Origin of the sequence: Neobacillus drentensis, from assembly GCF_036965645.1 — a bacterium.
In the GTDB taxonomy this organism is placed as follows: Bacteria; Bacillota; Bacilli; order Bacillales; family Cytobacillaceae; genus Neobacillus; species Neobacillus drentensis_D.
Map to the genome: position 1 here is coordinate 57,442 of NZ_JBALPZ010000078.1, position 1,627 is coordinate 59,068.

At 38.5% G+C, this 1,627-nt stretch carries 3 protein-coding genes (1 of these 3 cut by a window edge); 1 reads left to right on the forward strand and 2 read right to left on the reverse strand.

Features of this window, described 5'->3' with window-relative positions; all coding sequences use genetic code 11:
* On the forward strand, positions 1–548 hold the 3' portion of the coding sequence (locus V7266_RS15640) for a DUF502 domain-containing protein (RefSeq protein ID WP_335468877.1). The gene continues 58 nt to the left of window position 1, outside the view; the window shows 548 of its 606 coding nt (coding positions 59–606); its start codon lies off the left edge, out of view; the stop codon is at positions 546–548.
* A 49-nt stretch (positions 549–597) separates the two neighbouring features.
* Here the strand turns inward: V7266_RS15640 and msrB are convergent, their stop codons facing one another.
* Both msrB and msrA read right to left on the reverse strand, forming a co-directional pair.
* Positions 598–1,026, reverse strand: a complete 429-nt coding sequence (msrB, locus tag V7266_RS15645) for a peptide-methionine (R)-S-oxide reductase MsrB (RefSeq protein WP_335468879.1) — start codon at positions 1,024–1,026, stop codon at positions 598–600.
* Positions 1,016–1,507 (reverse strand): peptide-methionine (S)-S-oxide reductase MsrA, encoded by a 492-nt coding sequence (gene msrA, locus V7266_RS15650; protein WP_335468897.1) that lies wholly within the window; start codon positions 1,505–1,507, stop codon positions 1,016–1,018. Before msrA ends, msrB begins: the two co-directional genes overlap by 11 nt.
* Positions 1,508–1,627: the final 120 nt, after the last annotated feature.

The window sequence follows — 1,627 nt, forward strand, 5'->3', positions numbered from 1 at the left end:
CAATTATTCTTGTTATTTATGTGATTTACAAGACCTTTCTATTTTTGGACGGCATTCTAGGCAACTCTTTAAGGCCCTACCTCAAGGATGATTACATTCCCGGATTTGGTCTGTTAACCACCCTAATTCTTATAACTATATTAGGATGGATGTCCACTAAATATATAACGGGGAAAATGATTAAACTAATTGATTATTTGCTTGAAAAAATTCCTGTTGTTAAAACCATATACTCGGTGATAAAAGATACAGTTCAATCCTTCCTTGGTGATAAGAAATCTTTTTCTAAAGTGGCTTTGGTAGTAATTCCGGGAACAGAAATGAGAAGTATTGGGTTTATCACATCAGAAGAATTAGAGGATTTCTATAGTCCATTAAAAGATCATGTAGCCGTCTATATTCCGCAAACCTTTCAAGTTGCTGGATTCACCTTTTTAATCCCAAAAGAACAAGTGGAGATTATTGATGTAAAGGCAGAGGATGCAATGAAATTTGTCCTTTCTGGAGGGATGACTTCAACTTCAAAACAGAAAACGAAGGAAAAGTAATCTTTCAATTTGTAGCAAAATTAAAGGGCGCCCTAAACGGACGTCCTTATTATTCATTAAAGAGCTTGATAAACTCTCCGTAGCCTTCTTCCTCAAGCTTCTCTTTTGGGATAAACTTAAGTGCCGCAGAGTTGATACAATAGCGTAAGCCCGTTGGCTGAGGACCATCAGGAAAAACATGTCCCAAATGAGAATTAGCAGATTTACTTCGAACCTCGGTCCGAATCATAAAATGACTAAAATCATCCTTTTCAATTACTTCTTCCTCTTGAATTGGTTTTGTAAAGCTTGGCCAGCCGCAGCCTGCATCAAATTTATCAAGCGAACTGAATAAAGGCTTTCCTGATACAATATCTACGTATATTCCGTCTCTAGTTTCATTCCAATATTCATTTCTAAAAGGTGGTTCTGTCCCGTTATTTTGTGTTACCTCATATTGAATCGGTGTTAATTCCTTTTTCAAATCTTTACTTGGCATTTTTCTCCCCCCAATGTCTTACGATAAACCCTGCACGGCCGGAACCCACATGGTACGACTCATAGTGAGCACGATTTTTCTTATAATAGTGCTGATGATAATCTTCTGCAGGATAGAATGGCTTCGCAGGCAGGATTGGCGTCACAATCGGTTTCAAGAAACGCCCGCTTTCCTCGAGAGCCTGTTTTGAAATTTCGGCAAGCTCCTTTTGGATTTCATTATGATAAAAGATAGCTGTTTGGTAGGATTGGCCGCGATCATAGAATTGGCCTCCTGGGTCAGTTGGATCTATTTGCTGCCAATATAATTCCAATAGTTTTTCATACGGAAATATTTCAGAATCAAAGGTAATTTGAACTGCTTCATAATGTCCGGTTGTGTCGGAGCAAACCTGTTGATAGGTTGGATTTTCAATAGTTCCCCCTGTATATCCAGATATAACACTAATAATTCCCGGCTGCTCATCAAACGGCTTGACCATACACCAAAAACAGCCGCCAGCAAAAGTTGCTAACTGATGGTTATTGTCCACATTCCCACCCCTTTTTTATTTTGCTGTGTTATTGTTGATACTTTAGAACGATGTTGATTGGATCGGATA

Coding starts and splice junctions, on each gene's coding strand:
- msrB (WP_335468879.1), bottom strand. CDS start 1,026: ATGCCAAGTAAAGATTTGAAAAAGGAATTAACACCGATTCAATATGAG.
- msrA (WP_335468897.1), bottom strand. CDS start 1,507: ATGGTCAAGCCGTTTGATGAGCAGCCGGGAATTATTAGTGTTATATCT.